Genomic DNA, 19,044 nt, shown 5'->3' on the forward strand with positions numbered 1-19,044 from the left:
ACAAGGAAAAAAAGCTATGAAAAACATAGCTTTTTTGATTACCTTCTCTTAACTTTTTTAATAGGTATACTAGCCACTAAAGCTGGGGAATTCCCATCATATTCATCACTAGTAGTTATTCTTATTTCAATTTCTTCTCCATTTTCAATTTCTGCATAATTAGATATAGTCTTAAGCAACTCCATTTTAATATTCTCTAAAAAATCTGGTGAAACGGTAGCTCTATCATGGACTAGAATAAGTTTTAATCTATCTGCAGCAATATCCTTTGAAGATACTTTGCTTGAAAAAATTTTAAACAAGTCCATATCTAATTTCTACCTCCTCCAAATATTTTTTTTATTGCACCCATAAACCCTTTTTGACCGTATATTTCATTAAAATCTAGGAATGGTACTTCTTCTCCTAAAATTCTATTTCCAATATTCTTAAAAGCTTGACCAGCATAAGCAGAACTGTCTAACACTACAGGCTCACCTTTATTAGTAGATATAGTTACCTTTCTGTCATCGGGCACTACCCCTATAACTTTAGTAGCTAAACACTCCTTTATATCTTCTATAGTCAACATTTCACCATTCTTAGCCATATCAAAGTTCATTCTGTTAACTATAAGTTCCTGTCTCTCTATCCCCTTAGCATCTAACTTTCCAATAACCCTATCTGCATCTCTCACAGATGTGATTTCTGGATTCACAACAACAATAGCCCAGTCTGCTCCTACAATGGCATTTTCAAAACCTTGTTCAATACCTGCAGGGCAGTCTAAAATTACATAATCAAACTCTTGTTTTAACTGTGTTACCACTCTTAACATTTCATTTATATCTACATCATTTTTATCTCTAGTTTGTGCTGTTGGAAGAAGAAATAAATTGTTAAACCTCTTATCTTTTATAAGTGCTTGTTTCAATCTACACTTTTCTTCAATAACATCAACTAATGTAAATACCACTCTATTTTCAAGTCCCATGAGAACATCTAAGTTTCTTAATCCTGTGTCTCCATCAATAACAACTACTTTTTTATCCATTGATGCTAAAGCTGTACCTATATTTGCTGTAGTAGTAGTTTTTCCTACTCCACCTTTCCCAGATGTTATAACTATGGCCTCTCCCATTTACTAATACCTCCGATTAAATATATTTATTTATTGAATATGGTTCTAAAACAATATTTCCATTTTTAATTCTTGCCAATTCTGGATACCTAGGTTTGTCCATATCTTCTGGAGACCTAGTGATAAGATCAGCAATTTGCATTATTTGTGGTGTTAATGCAAAGGCGGCTATTATAGCACCACTATTACCATTAATCCCAGCATACACACTACCTTTAACAGAGCCTAATACTACTATATTTCCTGCGGCATATACCTCTGCTCCAGAATTTACATCTCCTACAATAACTATATTTCCTGAATATTCAAATCTTTGACCACTTCTTATAGTTTTTCTGACAAATTTAGTTTTTCCTTCATGTATACCATTAAAAACCTTTTTTTTATTATCTTCTAAATTTATAAAGGAGCAATCCTTTATCATAAATTCCGTTGATAAAAAGTCTCTTATTGCTCTTAAATCTCTAGCTTCTAATTGCCTCATATCTACAGTTATTTTAATGGAGGCACCCTTATAGAACCTTCTACCCTTTCGAAGCTTTACTCTCAATGCTTCAATTAAGCTTTCTATAGAGCTAAAGAGTTTAATATTTACAACTAAATTAAGTCCATCTTTTTCGCCTTTAAATTTTATACCATCATCTTGCATATGCAACCTCCACATATCGAGATATTCTTACTATTTCAACGTATAGAGCCTAAATTCCTTCTTTATATTGAGAAAAAATAATTTTTTTGTTGAAATACTTATTATATAACAATATTCCTTTAAAAAAATAACAAATGGTAATCCATTTGTTATTTTTTTTATTTATATTTAAATTCATAATTAGGATTAGTTTTTAATATCTGTTCCTTAAAATAAGCTTCAAACATTGCCTTGGCAATAGTTCCATCACCATGGGCAGCATCAAATACTATAGAACATACTACAATCTCTGGATTATCAAAGGGTGCAAAGCCTACATATACAGAGGCTGCATCCCTTCCAAGAGGTTTTTGCAGAGCATAAGTTACAACGTTAGAAGTACCGGTTTTACCTCCAGTAGGTATAGGAAACCCATTAAATACAGCTGAAGTTGTACCATTTTCTCCTCGAGTAACCTTTCCCATTCCCTCTTTAATAATTTCGATATTTGCCTTATTGAAACTAGCTTTGCTTATAACCTTTGGTTCTATATCTTCTATAACTTCTTTAGTCTTACTATCAATGATTTTATCAACTAGCTTTACTTCATATCTTTCTCCACCATTTAAAAGGGTAGCAAGATAACTAGCTAATTGTAATGGCGTAAATTGATTCATACCTTGACCTATGGATGCATCATAGGCATTACCTGGAGACTTTATATATGAATGCGCATCATTTACACAATAGAACATTGCTAGAGCAATATTTTCTATATCATCTTCAGAATATCCTAAGGCTTTTATAGTCTCATTAGTATTAATTATATCTTGAATTAAAGGTTTAAATCTTTCTAGGATATCATCAGAGGTAGACATCTCTTCTTTTTTTATTTCTTCTCTAATTACATCCACTAAAGTCTTTTTCTTAGAATTGGTAAGTTTTATTTGCTCTAGTTCTTTACCTGTTCCAATCTCCTCTTGCTGTACAATGTCAAAAGGCTTATAATGAGATGCTGCATTCATAGAACTAATTCCTTTTTGTAAATATTCAGCCACTTGATTTATAAATGTATTAGCTTGAACATTTTTGTTTGATTCATAATTGTATATTTGACCAAAATTTTCTTCAATTTCTATGCCTGTAGATGCCTTTAGTTCACTGCCTTGTGGTAATCCTAGTCCTAGTTGCCAACCATATTTTGCTATTAAATTTAAAGCACCTTCAGGATTTTCCATTCCACCACCCTTTGTAAAAAGGCGATCTGCCACATCAAAGAAAAAATAGTTACAAGAAACTTCTAAGGCTTCTTTAACATTAATTCGACCATGGGAACCATGTCTATTATTCATATTATATATCCAACAAGATCCTCCATATCCGTATTTCCCATATATACCATCATCTAAAATCTCAGTATCTCCAGTAATAACACCTTCTTCTAACCCTGCAAGAGCAGTAGCTGGCTTAAAAGTAGATCCTGGTGGAACTAATGATAAGGTTCCGTAATTATAAAAAGGTTTAGGGAATATATCATATCTATCTTCTCTTCTTGTAGTATTTCCTGGTATACTTTTATCTATTGGGAACATTCTATCAAGCAATAGTTGTTCTCTTTTTTCTAAGCTTAAAGTTGTTAATTCCTCAGCTGTTAAAATACCCTTTATATTTGCAAGACCTCTTTTTTTAATATATTCTTTTCCCATGGCTTCTAAATCTGGGTTAAAGTATTGTTGTGACAATTCAGTAGTTAATTTTCCAGGGTCAGTAAATATATTAGGATCAAAACCTGGTTTACTAACAAGGGCTAACACTTCTCCCTTAGTACTTATGGCTACGGCTGCTCCTCTAGTGGCATTAGTACTATCTCCATAATAATTTTTTCCACTCTTTTGAAGATTAGTCATCACTTCGTCTAGTGCCTTTTCTGCAGCTCTTTGTACATCCATATCAATATTTAATTGCACAGTTTTTCCTTGATAAGCTTCTACCTGTCCTAGAGTTCTAACTCTACGTCCTTGCTTATTAATTTCTATACTCTCTTGTCCCTTAGTTCCCTTTAAATAGGCTTCATAGGCTGCTTCAATACCTGCTTTTCCTATGTCATCAGTACTTACATCATAACCCTTTTCTTCATATTTTTCTTGTTCCCAAGGGTTAATTTGAGACATGTACCCTAGAAATGCTGAACCTAACTCTCCATTAGGATAAGATCTCATAGGCTGAGTATCAACTATTATACCTGGCATATCTGGTTGTAGTTGCTCAAATACAAAGGCAGTTTCTTGATCTAAAGTATTTGCAATTACTACTGGGCTATACCCTGAAAAACTTTGCATCTTCATAGCATCTTTTAATAGTAAAAATCTTCTTCTTTCATGAAGAGTTAACTCATAGTACCTATCTACACCATAATCTTTCTCTAAAGTTTTATAGGCCTCTTCTGCAGTTATCTGTAATAACAAAACATCCATATAATTTTTTTGTTCTTCTGTAAGCTCTGAACTCTTCTTACCCTCACCATATTCTTTCTTTACTACCTGCTCTAAAAAACCTCTATCCTTTTTAAATCTAAGTTCTAGCCATTTTCTACTTGATTCATCGGTAGCTTTGAAGTTATATTCTAACTTTCCTTCATTATTTATAATTATAGGAAATTCATCTACAATTGGTATTTGCTTTTTATCTAATATTTCAAAAACTTTAGACATAGTTTTAAAGAAATGCTCTTTACTTTCTTCTGTCTCACTAAATTGTAATACATAATTTTGAACACTTTGGGCAAAAACTTTACCATTTCTATCTACTATATCTCCCCTAGCTGCTGCAACAGATACTGTTTTATATTTATTGCTATTTGCTCTTTCTCTATAATCCTCTACCATTACTATTTGTAAAAAAAGTAATCTTGAAGTAATTCCAATGAAGATAACTACCATAGCTATATAAAATAAATTATATCTTGAAAAACTTTTTTTATTTTTTTTATTTCTAATTATTTTTTTATTTTTTTTCATACTTTCTTTAGAATCTCCATTCCTTTTTTATAGTTTTGGTTTCACTAAACTTAAGTATAATCCTATATATCAGTAAAGCTATTATCATCTCATAAATAGCTTTATATATGATTAAGTGTAAAAAATTATTACTAGCTCCTATTAATATAAATATAGCAAAAATAGCAATACTCTTTAGTAAACTTAGTAGGAATGTTGAAAAAATAGGTATTATAACCTTATCCTTAAAAATTCCTTTTCCAATTTTAGCTGCCATTAAACAAATTAACATGTTTATTAACATGTTAATTCCCATGACTCCTGGAAAATAAATGTCTTGAAGAATCCCTGTTATAATACCAATAATTGTTGCTTCACCATATCCATTTATAATGGAATAACAAACTATAAATACAAAAAGAACGCTTGGATATATATTTTTAATAGCAAAAAAAGTTATAATGGTATTATCAAAAATAAAAAGAATGGTGATTATTAAAAATAAATATAATATTTTTTTAAATTTATTATTAGTTTTTGACATCTCTTTTTTCCTTTGGCACTATTATTACAAGTTGCTCTACCTTATTAAAATCTACTGCAGGCTTCACAATTGCACTCTTCACGACCTTTGCTCTATCCTCATAAATTTCTAGAACATCTCCTATTTTAATTCCTTTTGGATATATGCCACCTAGTCCAGAAGTTAGTATAGTGTCCCCTTCTTTAATTTTTGAATCTAAGGAAAGTCCTGTAATTTCCGTAAGAAATTTATCTTCATTCCCCTTATAACCCTTTACAATACCATTACTTTCTTCAGTGCTCAATACATATCCTGCTACAGCCATATTCTCATTACAAATAGATTGAACTATACTCCAATTACTACCAACACTAGTAATTTGACCAACTAGTCCTTCTCCTTCCAAGGCAATCATACCTTTTTCTATTCCATCTTTTTCACCTTTATTGATTACATATCCATCCAAAAAATTATTTCCAACTAAGCCCAAAATATCTACACCTATATAATTATACTGAGCATTTGCACTAGCAAAGTTTAACATGCCTCTAAGTCTGTCATTTTCTTTTCTTAAAAGATCATTTTGAATAGCATTAAATTTCAACTTCTCATTTTGTTTTTTCAACTCATCATTTTCACTCTTTATATTTCCTATATTAAGTACTAAACTAAAAGAACTTTTTATTTTACTACCTATTTTATAAACAACACCTTGAACAGAGTTTATAGCACTTCCTACACCATCTTCCACCATGGACATCTTGTCTTTTTGAACTGAATAACCAATTAACCCCAAAAAGGACACTGACAGTAGTATAACTATTACTGCCAGCTTATTCTTGAATATCTTCATTTTTTATCTTCTACTCATAATATCTACATTATCTAATGCTTTTCCAGCTCCTACAGCTACACAATCTAATGGTATTTCCGCTATATTTACTGGCATATGGGTTTCATGGGCTATTAGTGCATCTAATCCTTTTAATAAGGCTCCTCCACCTGTAAGCATTATACCTTTATCCATAATATCTGCTGCAAGTTCTGGTGGTGTTTTTTCTAGTGTTGTTTTTATAGCTTCTATAATAGAGTATACAGGTTCTCTTAAAGCTTCTCTTACTTCATCTTCACCTATTTCTACCACTTTAGGAAGACCACTTATTAAATCTCTTCCTCTAATTTGCATATTCTCTGCCTTTTCTTCTACTTCGTAAGCTGAACCTAATTGTATTTTTATATTTTCTGAAGTTCTCTCACCAATCATTAAGTTATATTGTTTTTTTATGTATGCTATGATTGCTTGATCTAATTCATCACCTGCAACTCTTAATGACATACTTGTAACAACTCCACCTAAAGAAATTATTGCTACTTCTGTAGTACCTCCACCGATATCTACAACCATGCTTCCTGTAGGTTCTCCAACTGGAAGTCCAGCACCTATAGCTGCTGCCATTGGTTCTTCTAATAATCCAACTTCTCTAGCTCCAGCACTCTTAGTTGCCTCTTCAATTGCTCTCTTCTCTACTTCAGTTACCCCAGATGGGAAACAAACTACGATTCTTGGACTTTTAAAGGAATTTTTGCCTCCAACCTTTTCAATAAAATGTCTAAGCATCTTTTCAGTTACATCAAAATCTGCTATAACTCCATCTTTCATTGGTCTTATAGCTACAATATTTCCTGGTGTTCTACCTATCATATTTTTAGCTTCATTACCTACTGCTAAAACTTTTCCTGTATTTTTATTTATTGCTACAACGGAAGGTTCTCTAAGTACGATACCCTTTCCTTTAATATATACTAATGTGTTTGCAGTTCCTAAATCTATTCCAATGTCTCTAGAACTTCCAAAAAAACCCATAAAAACTCTCCTCTCAATCTATATAATACCTTTTTCTTTTAAGCTTATATAAGCTTCGTTACCAATAATAATATGATCTAAAACTTCAATTCCTAGTAATGTTCCACACTCCTTTAGTCTTTTAGTTATTAGTATATCCTCTTTGCTAGGTGTTGGATCACCTGATGGATGATTGTGACACAATATCACTGATGCACTACTAAGCTTTATAGCTTCTATAAAGACTTCTCTCGGATGAACAATGGAACTATTTAAATTTCCTATAGAAATATCTTTAACTGATATAATTATGTTTTTAGTATTTAACATAATTAGCTTAAAATATTCTTTTTTTAAACCTTTCATTTGTCTCATCATATAATTAGACACATCTTTAGGACTACTTACAATATGCTCCTCACCGGATTTAAAAGAATTAAATCTGGTAGCTAGCTCTGCAAGGGCTAAAACTTGAGTAGCTTTAACCTCCCCTATTCCTTTTACCTGCTTTAAATCATTAATACTGGGGCTAGAAATTCCATTTATGCCTCCACAATGAGATAATAACCTATCACATAGATTTAAAACACTATCTTCCTTTGTTCCAGTCCTCAATATAAGGGCTAAAAGTTCAGAATTAGACAGGTATTCTGCCCCATACCTTAACATTTTTTCTCTAGGTCTTTCATTTTTAGGTAAATCTTTAATCTTTAATTTATAGTTCATAAACTAACTCCTTTATTGATTTACCCCCATCTCCCTTAGTGATAAATATAAAGTATTTAAAGGCAATCCTACTACATTGTAATAACAGCCATTAATATTCTCCACAAAAATAGCAGCATTATCTTGTATTCCATAGGCACCAGCTTTACCATTACATTGACCTGATTCAATATACCTAAGTATCATATCCTCAGATAGGTTCATAAATTTAACTTCAGTACAAACGCTTTTTCTTATTAATTCATTGGTTTTACTGTTTATTAAAACTAGCCCGGAATAAACTTTATGTACATTTCCACTGAGTGACCTTAGCATTTCAAATGCATCTTTATCATTTATTGGTTTCCCAAGAATTTTCCCATTTAAATATACTATAGTATCACAGCCTATGACAATACTATCTTTCTGCACTTTATTCAAAATATTTCTAGCTTTTCCTTCAGCTAAATCACACACATGTTTATCTATATCACCTTGAAATTCAACAGAATCCTCATCAAAGTTACTAATCTCTATTTTAAAATTATCTACTAACCTTTTTAATAATTCCTGCCTTCTTGGTGATGCAGAAGCTAATACTATATCCATAACTTCCTCCTAGAATCTCTTAAATAATACTATTGCTAAAACCATACCTACTATAGCCATTAAATTCAGACCAAATCCTAGTCCAAAAGTTAATTCTAAAACCTTTAAATCAATGACTAAAGGATTTTTCAATCCTATAAAGTAGTTTTTTCCTAAAAAATCTAAGGCTTTAAAAGTATTTCCTAAAAATTCTCCAATAAAGCTTCCAGAAATAGCCCCCAGAAGAGTTATAAATACATACTCTTTAGCGGTTTTATATGATTTTCCCATAAAAAACATCCCCCAGTATATTTAAAATGTGCAATATACTATTTGTATTAACCAATATAACATTTTATATCTAATATAGTGTAACATTTAATATTTTTTTACACAAGACTATAACAAATTTTTTAAACTTTTTTTATAATTTAAGGCTATCTGTGAACTTTTGTTCACAGATAGCCTTATATCAACTTATTAAAAATAATATAAACCTTATTTTTTAAACTTTATTAGCTGGTCATAGACATATTTTAATACTTCTCCATCCTTATTTTTATCTACTTCATCTGGAAGAGCCTTTATATATTCCTTCAAAGAATTAACTTCATTATATTGTTTCATGTTCTCATCTATTTTCTCCAATCCATCTATCCACTTTTTAAGTTCACTGGTATTAATAGATTTTACACCACTTTCTGAAGTTTTATTTACTACTTGCAACAAACTATCTACGATTTCACAAAATTGTTTTGTAGAATTATCTTCCATAGGTATATTTATAGTTACTTTAGTATTATCTATTCCCTTTTCTTTTAATATTGAAGCTCCATTTTCAATATTTTTATCAGAATACATCCCAAAATATACCTTAGATAGCTCTCCCTCTTGACCTATAAAAGGATTACCGAAGGCTGATAATTTATTTAAAGTTTCATCAGCGTTACTTTTAACTTTAAATACACCACACTGTAGTATATAAAAATTATATTCTGACACAGCTTTTTCTTCCTTTACTCCAGTTGAATTTCCTTCTTCCTTTACTTCACTTTTACCAGGCACTTTACCACTATTTTGTTGTTGCTTATAATTATTCATATCTATACCCTTAATAAATCCTATTTTACCCGAGTCTTTAAGTACAAATTTAAATATAAAAGTTCCTAATAGTAATGCCAAAAGTAAAGTTATAGCTAAATAAAACAAAAAACTGTTACCACTCTTTGGTTTAGATTTAATATTGTATCTTGTGTACTTCATTTTATACCCCCATTTCTAATTAATAAACATTAATTTTAAATTTAAACCTTAAAATAATACGTCCTATTAATTTATATATATAATTAGAGGTAAATATTACTATATAATTTATTATAAAAATCAAAAAAAATCGACATAGTCGATTTTTTTATTCATGTTATTCATTATAACGAATTGATAGCCTTACTATTCTTCTAATAAATTTTTTTGCCTTTTCATAAGGCATTCCATTAACTTCCAAAAACTTGAATACTCCTAGATTATTTCTTTCTATGGATTTAATAACTTTTTCTATTCTCATAAGTTCATCATTATTATCTTCTTTTGATGGAACCTGTGTAGGGTTAAAGCTTCTTTCATCATCAAAGTCTTTCAATAATCTATTTTCATTCTCCTGTACATATCTCTCTACATCATCTTCAAAGTCTTCATCTAAATAAGCCTCCGCAGGAATATCTATGTCCTCATTAGTTTCTTTTAAATCTATAACTTGAGCCAACTCTTTTTGCATTGGATGTATAAAATTATTTCTTGGCATTATTCCCATCATACCACATACAGATATGAAATCTTTCATTTCATCGGGCAAAGAATTATGTGTCATAGGCGCCAAGGGTACAAATTCATATTCATTATCAAAAGCCATGAACATACCTCCATTTTTTATATTACATTAAAAATGTATGCCTTTAGCCTCTAATAAATTCCTATAACTTTATATTATATCCATATTATCTCCTGGATTATCTTTAAGCTTGTCTATAGAGTGAACATATCTATTGGTAGTAGCAATACTACTATGAGCTGCAAATTCTCTAACTTTTTCTATGGTAGCTCCTTGAGTAATGGCCATAGTTATAGCTGTATGTCTAGTGGAGTGAACTTTTAATTTTTTATTTATATTGCACTTACTACATATATTTTTAAGCATATAGTTTAAAGTACTAGGATTTAACTTCTCTCCATTTCTATTATTCGAGGAGTGTCCTATAAATAAATAGGTATTGTTAAACTCTTCTTTATCTCTTCCTGTAACTAAAATATATTTCTCAATTAAACTTTTCACCTTAGGTTGAAGCTTTACTAAATCTTTTTTATTTCCTTTTCTAGTGACTTCTATAACATCATACTCTCCATACTTTTTTATATCACATATTTTTATATTTATCATTTCTGATTTTCTTAGTGCAGTGGTGAGTGCTAAGGCTAATATAGCTTTATTCCTAAGTCCTAGTACAGATGTAGTATCAATACTTCCCAGTAAAATCTTACTTTCTTCCTCAGTCAAAAATTCTGTAACTTTATTATTTACAATAGGTTTTTCTTCCTTCACATTAGCAAAAGGATTAAACTTAATAATTCTTATATCACTGTAATTATCTTCATACTTCATAAGCCACTTATAAAGAGCAGAAAGAGATGATATCTTTCTATTAATGGTTGCAGAAGATAATCCTTGATTTTGCAAATCCAGGATAAATTTTTGAACATGAAATATATTTATTTCTCTTATATGTTCTATTGTTATTTCAGTTACATCTGACCTTTTAAAAAAATCCTTTATATCTTTCTCATAGCAAATAGCTGTATATTTACTTCTTCCACCCTTAATATCTAGGAAGCATTGAATAAAATGTTTATTTTTTTCAAAGTAAAGCTCCTTATTACTATGCAATATTATTTCATTCATAAAATCCTCCTCCTTTACAAATCTGCTATAGAACAAAAGAACCGCCTAAGCAGTTCTTTTATTTCAATTATAATCCTTCTACAGTAGAAATGATTTCTGTAAGTGCAAGTTCCTCATCAGTTCCATTAGTTATAATTTTTACTGTATATCCCTTATTAACTCCTAAGGATAATACTCCAATGAGACTTTTTGCATTAGCTCCTTTACCATTACATTCTATAGTAACTTCACACTTAAAAGTAGTAGCCTTTTGAACTAATAAAGTTGCTGGTCTTGCATGCAATCCCTGTGGATTATTAATGATTATTTCCTTTGTTAGCATATTATCACCTCATTTACGAGAAATTATTTTATGCCATTAACAAAGTCTTCTATTCTATTCAATCCTTTTTCTATGTTTTCCATAGATGTAGCATAAGATAATCTTATAAAATCATCTACTCCAAAAGCAATACCAGGTATTACTGCAACCTTCTCCTTCTCAAGAAGCAGGTCACTGAATGTAAGAGAGTCTTTTATAATCTTTCCATCCACTTCCTTATTTAACACCTTTGATATGTTTACCATAACGTAGAATGCACCTTCTGGTTTAACACAGGATAAGTTATTTATAGAATTAATTTTATCTACCATAAAATCTCTTCTCTTTTTAAATTCCTGTTTCATTTTTTCAACTTCGCTCTGATCTCCATTTAAAGCTTCTACAGATGCATATTGAGATATTGAACATGGATTTGAAGTAGTGTGACTTTGTATGTTTGACATTAATGAAGTTATCTTTTCACTAGCTGCTGCATAACCAATTCTCCATCCAGTCATAGCATAAGCTTTTGAAACCCCATTTATTACTATTGTTCTATTATAAGCATCTTCAGATAAACTTGCTATAGAAATATGACCACTTTCTCCATATAAAAGTTTTTCATATATTTCATCTGATATAATTATTATATCATGTTTTTGTGCAAAAGTTGCAATTTTCTCTAACTCTTCTTTCGTATAAGCTGTTCCTGTTGGATTATTAGGGCTATTTAGTATCATAGCTTTAGTTTTTTTAGTTACAGCTTTTTCTAGAGCTTCAATTGTTAGTTTAAAAGAATTACTTTCTTCTGTGTCAACAAAAGTTGGAACTCCATCAGCCAATTGTACAAGTTCTGGATAACTAACCCAATATGGAGCACCTATTAAAACTTCATCTCCCGGATTTAATATAGATTGAAAAATATTTGCTAAACATTGTTTAGCTCCTGTTGAAATAATAATTTGAGAAGTTTTATAAGTTAAGTTATTATCTTTTTTAAACTTATTTACAACTGCTTCCTTTAATTCAATTATACCTGAAGCCGCTGTATATCTTGTTTGACCTGCTTCAATTGCCTTTATAGCAGCTCGCTGTATATTTTTTGGAGTATTAAAATCTGGCTCTCCTGCACCGAAGCCTATAACGTCAATCCCCTCTGCTTTCATCTTTTTAGCCTTTGCTGTAATTGCTAATGTAAGTGATGGTGAAATTTCCATTGCTTTTTTTGATAGCATCATTATAACTACCCCCATTAATATTTATTCTTTACAATATAAAATAATTAAAACTATCCAAATAAAAGAAATATTATTTAAACCTTTTCATTCAATTATATTCTCAAAAATATAATAAACGAGTTGGATATTCTACATCTAATGAATTTTAAAATGCATTAGAACTTCATATGAAAGATATACTTCATATCTGTATAATAACACTTATTCTATATAGTGTAAAGATTATATGGTAATTTTAACTTACTATTATTATTCTCATTTTTTATATTTACATACTAACTTTTTATAACATTTGTCCAAAGTTCTGAAACTTATTTACCTACATATAAAGATTAAAGACATGAAATTAAATTTTTAATTTCATGTCTTTATAACCTAAAAATTATTTTTAGATTGTACTATCAATTTAATTGCAGTTCTTTCTTCCCCATCAATTTCTACATCTGTAAATGCCGGTATACACACCAGGTCCATTCCACTAGGCGCTACAAATCCTCTAGCTATAGCCACAGCCTTTACTGCTTGATTGATTGCTCCTGCTCCTATAGCTTGAATTTCTGCCCCACTACTTTGTTTTAGTACTCCTGCCAGGGCTCCTGCTACTGAATTAGGATTAGATCTTGCTGAAACTTTTAATACTTCCATATTAAACCTCCTACTACTATTACTACTTATTAAACTAATATTATTAGAATCCTATATATTATTTCTACATTTAATTGAAAATTCCTTTTATTGAAAATACAATTTCAGATTATTGCAAATTATAGTTTCACTTAATATAATAGACATAAATAAAAGCCTCCTATTAAATAGGAGACTCACCTTTTTCATTACCTAATTTTACTTTGCATATTCTACTGCTCTTGTTTCTCTGATAACATTAACCTTTATTTGACCCGGATATTCTAGTTCTGATTCTATTTTCTTCACAATATCTCTGGCCACTTCAATAGCACCTGCATCATCAACATCATCTGGTTTAATCATAATTCTGATTTCTCTTCCGGCTTGAATTGCATATGACTTTTCTACACATTCATATGAGTTTGCGATTTCTTCTAATTTTTCTAATCTTTTTATATAGGCTTCTAGAGTTTCTCTTCTAGCACCTGGTCTAGCTGCTGATATAGCATCTGCTGCTTGAACTAGTACTGCTTCTAGAGATTGATACTCTACATCTCCATGATGAGCTGCAATAGCGTTTACAACTATTGGAGATTCATGACATTTTTTAGCTAACTCAGCACCAATTAGTGCATGTGGTCCTTCTACTTCATGGTCTACAGCTTTACCGATATCATGTAATAATCCACACCTTTTTGCCATGGTAGGATCCATTCCAAGCTCTGATGCCATAAGACCTGCTAAGTATGAAACTTCTATAGAATGTTTTAATACATTTTGACCATAACTAGTTCTATATTTCAATCTTCCTAAAAGTCTGATTATTTCCACATGTAATCCATGGATACCAGTTTCGAAGGTGGCTTGCTCGCCCTCTTCTCTTATGTCATTCTCAACATCTTTTTTCGCTTTTTCAACCATTTCCTCAATTCTTGCTGGGTGTATTCTTCCATCAACTATTAGTTTTTCTAAGGCAATTTTAGCTACCTCTCTTCTAATAGGATCAAAAGCTGAAAGAATAACAGCTTCCGGAGTATCATCTATTATTAAATCAACTCCAGTTAAAGTTTCAAGGGCTCTTATATTTCTACCTTCACGCCCAATAATCCTTCCCTTCATTTCATCGTTAGGAAGTGATACAACATGTACTGTAGATTCAGCTACATGGTCTGCTGCACATCTCTGTATAGCATATGTTATAACTTCTCTTGCCTTTTTATCGGCTTCCTCTTTAGCTTTAGCTTCAATTTCTTTAATCATTATTGCTGTTTCATGTTTAATTTCTCTTTTTACTTCGTCTAATAGTATTTGCTTTGCTTCTTCTGAGGTTAATCCTGCTACTCTTTGTAATTCTTCTCTTACACTATTATATAATTCTTGTATTCCTGATTCTAATGTCTCAACCTCTTGTTGTTTTTTAGATAATACTTCTTCTTTTCTTTCTATTGATAGGGTTTTCTTATCTAAAGTTTCCTCTTTTTGAAGAACCCTTCTTTCTAATCGCTGAATTTCATTTCTTCTTTCTCTGGACTCTTTATCAAAATCAGCTCTTAATCTATGAACTTCTTCCTTAGCTTCAAGGATTGCTTCTTTCTTTTTAGATTCTGCTTCTTTTTGTGCCTCACCTAAAATCTTTTTAGCATCTTCCTCTGATTTAGATACATTAGCTAAAGATATATTCTTTCTTGTATAAATAAAAACAAAAATAGCGACTAAACAAACAACTAGCGCAATAGCTATTATTAAAATAATTTGACTTGGTTCAGTCAATTTCCAACACCTCCTTTGCTTTTTTTATGACATATATTAGCAGTAAAATGAAAGCTCGAAAAGGTGCATATTCTATTCAATTCCTCTTATATTAAACCAGTATTTGTATTCATTTTATATTACTTTAACATCATTGTCAAGGTTATTACTAAATACTACAAATTCTCTCAACTTAGCTCTTAGGCTCGACTTGAACCTTTTAAAAAAAATTTTTAATCAGAATATCACCTTTAATTTTTTCATTAAAATATCACATACTTTAATTATACATTTATTTGTATATTTCATACACAATATTTAAAATTTTAATTAAAAAAGATATATAAAGCTTAAGTTATATATTTTTACTTAAAGCTTCATATATCTTCTATCTCATTTAATAAAGTAATTTAATTTTCTTCTACTTTATTCTCAACTTTTACTGGATTGTTATTTAATGGCAAAGAGTACTTCTCTCTTATTTTATTTTCTATTTCATTGGCGATTTCTGGGTTTTCCTTAAAAAAGTTTTTAGCATTTTCTCTTCCTTGGCCTAGTCTTACGTCTCCGTAGGCAAACCAAGCTCCACTTTTTTGGACAATTTCTTCTTTAACACCAATGTCTAATATATCTCCAACCCTAGATATTCCTTCACCATACATAATATCAAATTCTGATTGTTTAAATGGTGGTGCAACTTTATTCTTAGTTATCTTAGCTCTAGTTCTATTTCCTAAGAAGGTTTCTCCTTGTTTAATAGTATCTATCTTTCTTACATCAATTCTTACAGAGGCATAGAATTTAAGAGCTCTTCCTCCTGGAGTTGTTTCTGGATTTCCAAACATAACTCCAACTTTTTCTCTCAATTGGTTTATAAATATAGTAGAGCACTTTGATTTGTTTATAGAACCTGTAAGTTTTCTTAAAGCTTGAGACATAAGTCTAGCTTGAAGACCTACATGGGCATCTCCCATTTCACCTTCAATTTCAGCCTTTGGAACTAAGGCAGCAACAGAGTCTATAACTACTATATCTATTGCACCAGATCTAACTAATGCTTCTGTAATTTCAAGAGCCTGCTCACCTGTATCTGGTTGAGATACTATTAAGTTATCAATGTCTACACCTAATGCCTTTGCATAAACTGGATCAAGGGCATGTTCTGCATCTATATATGCTGCACAACCACCCTTCTTTTGAGCTTCTGCAACTACATGTAAAGCTACAGTAGTTTTACCAGAGGATTCTGGTCCAAAAATCTCAATTATTCTTCCTCTTGGAACTCCACCAATTCCCAGTGCAATATCTAGCCCTAAACATCCTGTAGATATGCAGTCTATATTTAAAGTGCTCTCTTCCCCTAATTTCATTATTGAGCCCTTACCAAATTGCTTTTCTATCTGTCCCATAGCTGCTTCTAATGCTTTTAATTTATCGTTATTCATAAATTCCCCTTTAGGGTTCACATCCTTCCATCGCGAACAATAGTTCTTATATATTTATTATATAGTATTTAATTTATCAGGTCAAGTGTTATAGTAAAGAGTTCCTTTAAATTTCTTTCAAGGAACTCTTTACCATTTTTGACATAGTTATAGAATTATAAACATTATTCATTAATATTTATAATATCTTTTCCTTTAATAAAATAATCCACTCCAGATCCAATAGTTACAACGGCTGCTAGGTATATGGTAACCTGGGTTGTAACATTAAGCCACCCTGGATTATATACTAGAGATAATAATCCCATTATGATAGCTATCATCTGAATTACAGTCTTCAGCTTTCCCCAATTACTTGCAGCTATTACCACGCCTTGTGAAGCAGCTAATGTCCTTAATCCTGATACTATAAATTCCCTAGCAATTATTACAACTACTACCCAGGCTGCAACAATTCCTTTTTCAACTAAAAGTATTAGAGCACAGGTAACTAAAAGCTTGTCTGCTAGAGGATCCATGAATTTTCCAAAGTTAGTTATCTGATTTCTGCTTCTAGCTATATATCCATCTAATTTATCTGTTGCTGAAGCTATAATAAATATTGATAAAGCAATAATATTAGTTGTGGTGGTATCAAGTATTGCACATATTAAGAATATTGGAACTAACATTATTCTTAGCACTGTAAGCTTATTTGCAAGATTCATCATTAACATCTCCTACTCCTGAAATTTAACAATCTTATAATCTGTTTACCTAATTAAAATTTACCTCTTATTATAAATATCAAAAACAAATTTTTTATAATAGTAATTATAAATTATTTTATCTTATACAAACATTATACAATAAAATCTAAAAATTATTTAGTTTATTAATACTAATTTTACTTTATATCCTTATCTATATTATTAATTAATATTTTTTTATTATAAATATATAAATCTAAAAACTATTTAAGGATTTCTCCTATTAAATCATACTCTAGTGCATCTTTTATTTTTACCTTAACAAAATCACCTATACTTAATTTATTAGATTTTACATAAACTTCTCCGTCAATTTCTGGAGCCATTTCATAACTTCTTCCACAATATGTTCCTTTTTCTTTACTTTCAATCAACACATCATAGGTTCTACCTATTTTATTTTTATTTATTTCTGTTGATATACTTTGTTGAGCCATCATTATAGAGTGAAGTCTTTCTTCTTTAATATTTTCTTCTATTTGACCTTCCATTTCTGCAGCCACAGTACCTTCCTCTTGAGAGTAAGTAAATACTCCTAGCTTATCAAATTTAGTTTCTCTGACGAAATTTAATAATTCTAAGAAGTTCTCTTCTGTTTCTCCTGGAAATCCTACTATAAGAGTAGTTCTTATAGTTATATTAGGAACTGCATCTCTAAGCTTTTTAATATTTTCAGTAATTATTTTCTTTCTTCCTTTTCTTCTCATGGCCTTTAAAACATCATCACTGATATGTTGTATAGGAATATCTATATACTTACACACCTTATCATTGATAGCTATTTCATTTATAACTTCATCAGTTAGCTCTTCTGCATAACAATAAAGAAGCCTTATCCATTTTATACTTTTAATTTTACCTAGCTCTCTTAAAAGAATATGTAAGGTTTTTTCTCCATATATATCTACCCCATAATTAGTAGTATCTTGTGCTACTATAATTAACTCCTTATATCCATTTAAAGCTAACTCTTTAGCTTCTTTAAGGATATCTTCCATATCCCTACTTCTGTATCTTCCTCTTATTTTAGGAATTGCACAGTAGGCACAAATATTGTTACACCCTTCAGATATTCTTATATAAGCAGTACTTCCTCCTGTTGTAACCTGTCTCTTACCAATGTTTATATTGGTATCACTATAAGTTGTAATACAGCTCTTTTCTCCAGTTTCCATAGATTTTTCAATACATTCATGCAATTTATCATAATCATTTACACCTAAAATTATATCTAGTTCCGGCATAAGTTCTAAAAGCTCACTACCATATCTCTGAGTTAAGCACCCAGTAGCTATGAGCACCTTGCATTTATCTTTCTTATATTTTGCCATTTCTAATATGGTATCAATAGATTCTTGCTTTGAAGTTTCTATAAATCCACAGGTGTTAACTAGCAATATGTCTGCCTGCCTTTCATCTGTCACCGCTTCATACCTACTCTTCAAACTACTTATTATAATTTCTGCATCTATTCTATTCTTGTCACAACCTAAATTTATTACTCCAAATTTTAATTTTTCCACCTTTATCCTCCTAAGTTATCTCTATATTATTTAAAACCTCTTCTTTTGTGTTGTAA

At 30.5% G+C, this 19,044-nt stretch carries 20 protein-coding genes; all 20 read right to left on the reverse strand.

Translation table 11 applies throughout. The features are described 5' to 3' along the window. Positions 1–38: 38 nt before the first annotated feature. Entirely contained in the window at positions 39–308 is a 270-nt protein-coding gene (gene minE, locus B3J31_RS06440; protein ID WP_346867851.1) for a cell division topological specificity factor MinE, read from the reverse strand. Positions 309–310: 2 nt separating this feature from the next. Continuing rightward, entirely contained in the window at positions 311–1,120 is an 810-nt protein-coding gene (gene minD / locus B3J31_RS06445; protein ID WP_346873795.1) for a septum site-determining protein MinD, read from the reverse strand. Between the two features lie 16 nt (positions 1,121–1,136). After that, positions 1,137–1,769 (reverse strand): septum site-determining protein MinC, encoded by a 633-nt coding sequence (minC, locus tag B3J31_RS06450; RefSeq protein WP_150843817.1) that lies wholly within the window; start codon positions 1,767–1,769, stop codon positions 1,137–1,139. Between the two features lie 158 nt (positions 1,770–1,927). After that, positions 1,928–4,765: a penicillin-binding transpeptidase domain-containing protein gene (locus B3J31_RS06455; RefSeq protein WP_346867850.1), complete on the reverse strand. Its 2,838-nt coding sequence runs from the start codon at positions 4,763–4,765 to the stop codon at positions 1,928–1,930. A gap of 7 nt (positions 4,766–4,772) precedes the next feature. Then, on the reverse strand, positions 4,773–5,288 hold the full coding sequence (gene mreD, locus B3J31_RS06460) for a rod shape-determining protein MreD (RefSeq protein WP_150843819.1): 516 nt from the start codon (positions 5,286–5,288) through the stop codon (positions 4,773–4,775). Beyond that, positions 5,275–6,120 (reverse strand): rod shape-determining protein MreC, encoded by an 846-nt coding sequence (gene mreC, locus B3J31_RS06465; RefSeq protein WP_150843820.1) that lies wholly within the window; start codon positions 6,118–6,120, stop codon positions 5,275–5,277. Before mreC ends, mreD begins: the two co-directional genes overlap by 14 nt. A gap of 3 nt (positions 6,121–6,123) precedes the next feature. Then, positions 6,124–7,131 carry a rod shape-determining protein gene (locus tag B3J31_RS06470; RefSeq protein WP_035128766.1) on the reverse strand — a complete coding sequence of 336 codons (1,008 nt, stop codon included), beginning with the start codon at positions 7,129–7,131 and terminating at the stop codon, positions 6,124–6,126. 18 nt (positions 7,132–7,149) lie between these two features. After that, on the reverse strand, positions 7,150–7,836 hold the full coding sequence (gene radC / locus B3J31_RS06475; protein ID WP_035128763.1) for a RadC family protein: 687 nt from the start codon (positions 7,834–7,836) through the stop codon (positions 7,150–7,152). Between the two features lie 12 nt (positions 7,837–7,848). Then, complete coding sequence (locus B3J31_RS06480; protein WP_346867849.1) at positions 7,849–8,424, reverse strand: Maf-like protein; 576 nt, start codon at positions 8,422–8,424, stop codon at positions 7,849–7,851. A 9-nt stretch (positions 8,425–8,433) separates the two neighbouring features. Next, a complete protein-coding gene (locus B3J31_RS06485; RefSeq protein WP_035128757.1) occupies positions 8,434–8,694 on the reverse strand; it encodes a DUF4321 domain-containing protein in 261 nt (86 codons plus the stop codon). A 207-nt stretch (positions 8,695–8,901) separates the two neighbouring features. Beyond that, entirely contained in the window at positions 8,902–9,666 is a 765-nt protein-coding gene (locus B3J31_RS06490) for an SPOR domain-containing protein (protein WP_150843822.1), read from the reverse strand. Between the two features lie 157 nt (positions 9,667–9,823). After that, entirely contained in the window at positions 9,824–10,312 is a 489-nt protein-coding gene (locus B3J31_RS06495) for a hypothetical protein (protein WP_346867848.1), read from the reverse strand. Between the two features lie 69 nt (positions 10,313–10,381). Next, the gene (locus tag B3J31_RS06500; protein WP_346867847.1) at positions 10,382–11,356 is read right to left on the reverse strand and encodes a tyrosine-type recombinase/integrase; all 975 of its coding nucleotides are present in this window, start codon (positions 11,354–11,356) and stop codon (positions 10,382–10,384) included. 67 nt (positions 11,357–11,423) lie between these two features. Beyond that, positions 11,424–11,678 carry an HPr family phosphocarrier protein gene (locus B3J31_RS06505; protein WP_035128745.1) on the reverse strand — a complete coding sequence of 85 codons (255 nt, stop codon included), beginning with the start codon at positions 11,676–11,678 and terminating at the stop codon, positions 11,424–11,426. A 23-nt stretch (positions 11,679–11,701) separates the two neighbouring features. Then, the gene (locus tag B3J31_RS06510) at positions 11,702–12,895 is read right to left on the reverse strand and encodes a pyridoxal phosphate-dependent aminotransferase (RefSeq protein WP_346867846.1); all 1,194 of its coding nucleotides are present in this window, start codon (positions 12,893–12,895) and stop codon (positions 11,702–11,704) included. A gap of 375 nt (positions 12,896–13,270) precedes the next feature. Beyond that, positions 13,271–13,540: a stage V sporulation protein S gene (locus B3J31_RS06515; RefSeq protein ID WP_150843826.1), complete on the reverse strand. Its 270-nt coding sequence runs from the start codon at positions 13,538–13,540 to the stop codon at positions 13,271–13,273. Between the two features lie 198 nt (positions 13,541–13,738). Further along, positions 13,739–15,292: a ribonuclease Y gene (gene rny / locus B3J31_RS06520; protein ID WP_150843827.1), complete on the reverse strand. Its 1,554-nt coding sequence runs from the start codon at positions 15,290–15,292 to the stop codon at positions 13,739–13,741. Between the two features lie 389 nt (positions 15,293–15,681). Next, positions 15,682–16,716 carry a recombinase RecA gene (gene recA, locus B3J31_RS06525; RefSeq protein WP_346867845.1) on the reverse strand — a complete coding sequence of 345 codons (1,035 nt, stop codon included), beginning with the start codon at positions 16,714–16,716 and terminating at the stop codon, positions 15,682–15,684. A 164-nt stretch (positions 16,717–16,880) separates the two neighbouring features. Then, positions 16,881–17,423, reverse strand: coding sequence for a CDP-diacylglycerol--glycerol-3-phosphate 3-phosphatidyltransferase (pgsA, locus tag B3J31_RS06530; RefSeq protein WP_150843829.1), 543 nt, complete (start codon positions 17,421–17,423; stop codon positions 16,881–16,883). Between the two features lie 245 nt (positions 17,424–17,668). After that, positions 17,669–18,988: a 30S ribosomal protein S12 methylthiotransferase RimO gene (gene rimO / locus B3J31_RS06535; protein ID WP_346867844.1), complete on the reverse strand. Its 1,320-nt coding sequence runs from the start codon at positions 18,986–18,988 to the stop codon at positions 17,669–17,671. Between the last annotated feature and the right edge of the window lie 56 nt (positions 18,989–19,044).

This window comes from Clostridium sp. UBA5988 (genome assembly GCF_002435615.1).
Taxonomy (GTDB): Bacteria; Bacillota; Clostridia; order Clostridiales; family Clostridiaceae; genus Clostridium_J; species Clostridium_J sulfidigenes.